General features: G+C 71.6%; 7 protein-coding genes. 5 read left to right on the top strand and 2 right to left on the bottom strand.

Annotated elements, in window-relative coordinates:
* On the bottom strand, positions 1–244 hold a 244-nt coding region (locus HF519_RS29070), incomplete at its 3' end, for a hypothetical protein (protein ID WP_169416168.1).
* A 380-nt stretch (positions 245–624) separates the two neighbouring features.
* On the opposite strand from HF519_RS29070, the gene HF519_RS29065 reads away from it, so the two are divergent.
* Entirely contained in the window at positions 625–828 is a 204-nt protein-coding gene (locus HF519_RS29065; protein WP_142059975.1) for a cold-shock protein, read from the top strand.
* 118 nt (positions 829–946) lie between these two features.
* Here HF519_RS29065 and HF519_RS29060 read toward each other — a convergent pair whose 3' ends face one another.
* Complete coding sequence (locus HF519_RS29060; protein WP_169416172.1) at positions 947–1,222, bottom strand: hypothetical protein; 276 nt, start codon at positions 1,220–1,222, stop codon at positions 947–949.
* 210 nt (positions 1,223–1,432) lie between these two features.
* Between HF519_RS29060 and HF519_RS29055 the strand changes: the two genes are divergently transcribed.
* The 4 genes from HF519_RS29055 (at position 1,433) to HF519_RS29040 (ending at position 5,621) form a co-directional block, all read left to right on the top strand.
* Positions 1,433–1,960: a hypothetical protein gene (locus HF519_RS29055; protein ID WP_169416171.1), complete on the top strand. Its 528-nt coding sequence runs from the start codon at positions 1,433–1,435 to the stop codon at positions 1,958–1,960.
* Between the two features lie 514 nt (positions 1,961–2,474).
* Positions 2,475–3,683, top strand: a complete 1,209-nt coding sequence (locus HF519_RS29050; RefSeq protein ID WP_169416173.1) for a DUF445 domain-containing protein — start codon at positions 2,475–2,477, stop codon at positions 3,681–3,683.
* A gap of 160 nt (positions 3,684–3,843) precedes the next feature.
* Positions 3,844–4,821 (top strand): ATP-binding cassette domain-containing protein, encoded by a 978-nt coding sequence (locus tag HF519_RS29045; protein ID WP_169416170.1) that lies wholly within the window; start codon positions 3,844–3,846, stop codon positions 4,819–4,821.
* Entirely contained in the window at positions 4,818–5,621 is an 804-nt protein-coding gene (locus tag HF519_RS29040) for an ABC transporter permease (RefSeq protein ID WP_169416169.1), read from the top strand. Before HF519_RS29045 ends, HF519_RS29040 begins: the two co-directional genes overlap by 4 nt.
* Positions 5,622–5,664 lie beyond the last annotated feature (43 nt).

Genomic DNA, 5,664 nt, shown 5'->3' with positions numbered 1-5,664 from the left:
GCCGGCGGAAGATCGTCAGCCGACGGCCGACCGTGTCCGGGCGCGGGGACAGCCGCTCGTGCGGCAGCGTCTCCCAGGACGGCAGCACGGCGACGGCGTCGGCCCCGAGCAGGTCGGCGGCCGCGAGGGCGAGCAGTGGCACCGCCATGAAGACGACGACCAACACCTGCTCGGTCGCCGAGCGGCGCCCGTCGGTGATCGGTGCGGCGGTGGGGGGAGGACGTTCCTGCAGGATCGAGGGCATGCGGGACCTTCGGTCGAGGGGAGGATCCGAGAACCGCCAGCGGCGCGGCGGGAGGTTGTCGCCAACACGAGCGCGACGTCATGGGTGGCTTCGGGTCTCGCGCAGCCCATTGCCACGTGACCGACCACCGAAGATAACGATAGCGCAACGAGTCGGCCGCGGCTTCCCACAGTCGGGTTGTGCTGGTCCACACCCGTTGCGTGATAGGTTGTTCGTGGTTGCAGTCGTGTCTTCCTCGATCGTTGTGAAGCGTCCGTGGAGAGTGACAGTGGGCTTCACGGACGTTCGGTAGTACTTGTTTCTCCTGCGTCGGTGGCGCCCACGCAGCCTCCAGTCGGCACAGTGCCGACCGGATCCGCTTCACGTGTGGGAGAACAGCTATGCCGCAGGGCACCGTCAAGTGGTTCAACGCCGAGAAGGGCTTCGGCTTCATCGCCACCGACGACAACGGTCCGGACGTCTTCGTCCACTACTCGGCCATCCAGTCCGACGGGTTCCGCACCCTGGAGGAGAACCAGCGCGTCTCCTTCGAGGCGAGCCAGGGCGCGAAGGGCCCGCAGGCCGACACGGTCCGCCCCATCTGAGGCCGTCTCAGGCAACCGGCCCCAGCGGCCGATCCGGTGCCGGCGATCCCCTTCGGGATCGCCGGCACCGGCGTTTCCGAGCTCGTTCAACCCGCCTGCCGCGACACCCACTCGGCGGTCAGCCGCAGGCCCTCCTCCACTCCTGCGGCGCGAACCCGAGCCCACAGGCACGGGTGTCGTCGACGCGCACCGGCGGGAACTCGCCGTAGACCTGCGAGCGCCGTGCGAACGTCCCGGCCTCGTCGGGAAGCGATGACCCCGGCGGCAGGGTCCGTACCCGGTGCGGACTGCCGATCCGTTCCGCGAACGTGTGCAGCACCCGCCCGACATGAACGACGGGCGGGTCCGTCGGGCGCCGTTCGTCGGCCGAGCCGCCGGTGACCGGCAGCTGCACCGAATGGAGTAGCCGCCGATCCCCGGCCGCGAACCGGTCGCCCCGCGCTCATCGCCGGGTGGCGACCGTGCGCAGGGGCTCTGATCCACTCGTCTCGCGGTCACGTGCGGTCACCGCTGGTGGCTCCACAGTGCGTACCCGACACCTCATGCTTGGTGTTGAACCACACAGAACACCAGCACGAACACACGTTTACGAGGAGGTCGGACGATGTCGTGGTGGGACAGCTACCGGGCCGTCTACGGCGCGGAGCTGAGGGCAGCCGCGCGCGAGTACCTCGACCACGGGTGGCCGTTGGTCGCAGGAACGGGCGCCGATCTGCTGCTGGACACCGGCACCGTCCTTGACGTCGTCGAGGTACCGGCCGAGCTCGGCCGCCACACCTGCGCCCAGCTGCGGGACCGGGGGCTGGTCGTCCCCGTCGCGGCCACCCCGCAGGGCACCTGGTGGTTCCCGATGAGCCCCGGTTACGGCCTGCCCCCCGAGCTGAGCCTGTACACCGACGTGGTGCTGCACACCGACGGCATCGGAGTCCTCGCCCCGCCGACGGAGCGTCCCGACGGCTGGGTGCACTGGCGGGTCGCGCCGGCGCTCACCGGCTACCGGGTGCCGGATGCGGACGTGATCATCGGAGCCGTCACCGACGCGGTTCGGTGGCGGGCAGCAGGAGGCGATCAGCGGCCGGGCGCCCAGCGACCCGCAGCGGCGATCGCCGTCGGCCCGCGGTCGGCGCAGTAGCCGGCACCGCGAGCCGCACCCGGCTCGCCTCCCCGTTGCCGCGGATCGTCGTGCCGCGCCGGGGACGGCCCGGGTGCACTCGGTGTGGCGCCCGAGGGGGCACTTCTCCCTCGTCGTGCAGCCGCACCAGCGACTCGGCCGGGACCGGCGGATCACCGCCGGTTCCGGCCTGAACCAACCTCGAGGGGCCCCGGAGCCGGGGGTGACACGGCTACCGGTTCGCAGTGGAGATCCCCGCCTCCGGGCGCGGCAGGCCGGACTGCGAGCGGCCGGCGCCGCACTTCCGGTCACCGCCGCCCACGGCGGTGGCGGTACACCCACTCGCCCGATCCACGCACCCTGGCTCCGGCGCTCCGGGCACTATGGGTTCGTGCAGATCTCCCAGACGCAGGGCCGGGTCCCGTCGTCGCAACCGGCCGCGCTCCCGCCGTCACCGCGTCCCCGTCCGGGACAGGTCCCGCTGGGCGCGTTCGATCCGCTGGACGAAGAGGCCAAGCGGCGCGACCTGCGCAAGATGAAGCTGGTGGCGACCGGCTTCCTGCTGGGCGCCACCGTGATCTTCCTGCTGGCCCGCTGGTGGGAGGTCAACGGCGGCCCCGGGTGGGCCGGGTACGTGCGGGCCGCAGCCGAGGCCGGCATGGTCGGTGCCCTGGCCGACTGGTTCGCCGTCACCGCGCTGTTCCGGCGGCCACTGCGGCTGCCGATCCCGCACACCGCGATCATCCCGACGAAGAAGGACACCATCGGCGGCAGCCTCGGCGACTTCGTCGGAGAGAACTTCCTGTCCGAGGCGGTGGTCCGCGACAAGCTCGAACGGGTCCAGGTGGCCTCCCGGGTGGGCGCCTGGATCGGCCAGCCGGAGAACGCCGACCGGGTCACCGCGGAATTGGCCACCGCCGCCCGCGGCGTCGTCACGGTGCTTCGCGACGAGGACGTGCAGGAGGTCATCGAGCAGGTCCTGGTGCGCAAGCTGCTGGAGCGCCCGGTGGGCCCGCCGCTGGGCAAGGTGCTCGAGGGCGTGCTGGCCGACGGCTCGCACCACCGGCTCGTCGATCTCGTCTGCGACCGCGCCTACGACTGGGTGACCGCGAACCACGACATGGTGCTGCGGGTCGTGCAGGAGCGGGCGCCGAGCTGGACACCGCGGTTCGTCGACGAGATGGTCGCCGACAAGGTGTTCCTGGAGGTGCAGAACTTCGCCTGGGCGGTCAAGACCGACCCCGAGCACCCGATGCGCAAGGCCGTCGACACGTTCCTCATCGAGTTCGCCGGCGACCTGCAGCGCGACCCGGCCACCATCGCGCGTGCCGAGCAGGTCAAGCAGCAGATCGTCGACCACCCGGACGTGCAGCACTTCATCGGGCAGGCGTGGGGCACGGTCAAGGGGATGATCCTCGACGCCGCGGCCGACCCGTCCAGCGAGCTGCGCCGCCGGGTGCGTGAGGGCCTGCTCTCCCTCGGCGCCCGGCTCAACGCCGACCCGGAGCTGCGCTCCAAGATCGACGGCTGGCTGGCCGACGCGGCCGGGTACGTGGTCCGGCACTACCGCCGCGAGATCACCACACTGATCACCGACACGGTCGCCCGCTGGGACGCCGAGGAGACCTCGCGGAAGATCGAGCTGCAGGTCGGGCGCGACCTCCAGTGGATCCGCATCAACGGCACCGTGGTCGGCGCCCTCGCCGGCCTGGTCATCTACACCACCTCCCAACTCCTCTTCTAACCCCCACCCCCCTCAAGGGTCACGAAGGTGGCTTTCGCAACGTCGAGCGTCACGGAGGCCACCTTCGCGTCATCCGGGCCGGTGTTCGCTGCGGGCGGCGGGGCGTGCGGGGGGAGAAATGGGACGACTTCTGTCAGGGGGCGGGCCTAGTCTCGCCGCCATGAGTGAACTGGCCGTGCGGGTCGAGGGGCTGCGGAAGAGCTTCGGGTCCACCCGCGCCCTCGACGGCGTCGACCTGGAGATCCCGACGGGCACGGTGCTCGGTCTGCTCGGTCCCAACGGTGCGGGGAAGACCACGACGGTCCGCATCCTCACCACGCTGCTGCGGCCGGACGCCGGCCGCGCGTGGGTGGCCGGGCACGACGTGGTCGCGGAGCCGCAGGCGGTGCGCCGGGCGATCGGCCTGTCCGGCCAGTACGCCGCGGTCGACGAGAACCTCACCGGGCTCGAGAACCTGTACATGGTCGGCCGGCTCTACGGGCTGAAACGGGCGGCGGCCAAAGCCCGGGCCCGGGAGCTGCTCGAGCGGTTCCGGCTGACCGAGGCGGCGGAGCGGCCGTCGAAGACGTACTCCGGCGGCATGCGCCGGCGGCTCGACCTCGCGGGGGCACTGGTCGCCGCCCCGTCGGTGGTCGTGCTCGACGAGCCCACCACGGGCCTCGACCCGCGCGGCCGGCTCGACACCTGGTCGATGATCTCCGAGCTGGTCGCCGACGGCGCCACCGTCCTGCTCACCACGCAGTACCTCGAGGAGGCCGACCAGCTGGCCGACAGCATCGTGGTGATCGACCACGGCCGCGCCATCGCGAGCGGCACGGCCGACGATCTGAAGGCCCAGATCGGCGGGGAGCGGCTGCAGGTCGTGGTGGCGCAGTCCGGCCAGGTCGATCTCGCCCGCAGCGTGCTCGCCGAGGTCGGGACCGGTGAGCCGGTGGTCGACGATCACCTGCGCCGGGTGTCGGTGCCGGTGAGCGGGGGGACCAAGGCGTTGGTCGAGGCGCTGCGCCGGTTCGACGGCGAGGGCGTGGAGGTGCTCGACGTCGCGATGCAGCGGCCCACCTTGGACGACGTGTTCCTGACCCTGACCGGGCACCCGGCCGCGGACGGCGACACCCAGAAGACGGAGGGCGCGGCATGAGCGCGGTGACCCAGGCGATCCGGGACGGGGGCGTCATCACCTGGCGCAACCTCGTGGGGATGAGGCGGGTTCCCGACGCGCTGCTCGCCCTGACCGTGCAACCGATCATGTTCGTGGTGCTGTTCGCGCTCGTGTTCGCCGGCAGCCTGGGCGGCGACGCCTACCGCGAGTTCCTCATCGCCGGCATCTTCGCCCAGACCGTCGCGTTCAACGTCTTCTTCACGACCATCGGGATGGCCAACGACCTGCAGAAGGGCATCATCGACCGGTTCCGGTCGCTGCCGATGTCCCGGATCGCGGTCGTCCTGGGCCGCACCACGGCAGATCTCGGGGTCGGCGTCATCACGCTGGTCGTGATGTCGCTGACCGGCCTGGTCGTGGGGTGGCGCATCCGCAGCAGTGTGCTCGACGCGCTCGCCGGCTTCGCGCTGTTGCTGCTGTTCTCCTTCGCGATGTCCTGGATCGGCGTGCTGGTCGGACTGACCGCGCGCAACGTCGAGGTCGCGCAGAGCGCCGGGCTGATCTGGCTGTTCCCGTTCACGTTCGTGTCCAGCGCGTTCGTCTCGGTGCAGGGCTTTCCGGGCTGGCTGCAGCCGGTCGGGGAGTGGAACCCGGTGAGCGCGGTGGCGCGGGCCTCGCGCGAGCTGTTCGGCAACCCGACCCAGCTGCCGGGCTTCCCGGAGTCGCAGGCCTGGCCGGCACAGAACTCGGTGCTCTACGCGACGCTGGCGTCGCTCGTGATCATCGCGGTGTTCCTGCCGCTGGCGGTGGCCCGCTACCGGCGCGTCGCCAGCCGCTGAGCGCGGGGCGGCGGTGGGCGGCGGGTCAGCCGCCCACCGCCGC

The organism is Pseudonocardia bannensis, from assembly GCF_012911875.1.
Taxonomy (GTDB): domain Bacteria; phylum Actinomycetota; class Actinomycetes; order Mycobacteriales; family Pseudonocardiaceae; genus Pseudonocardia; species Pseudonocardia bannensis.
Note: the sequence above shows the minus strand (reverse complement) of the source record. Positions and strands in the feature narration are given on the sequence as shown.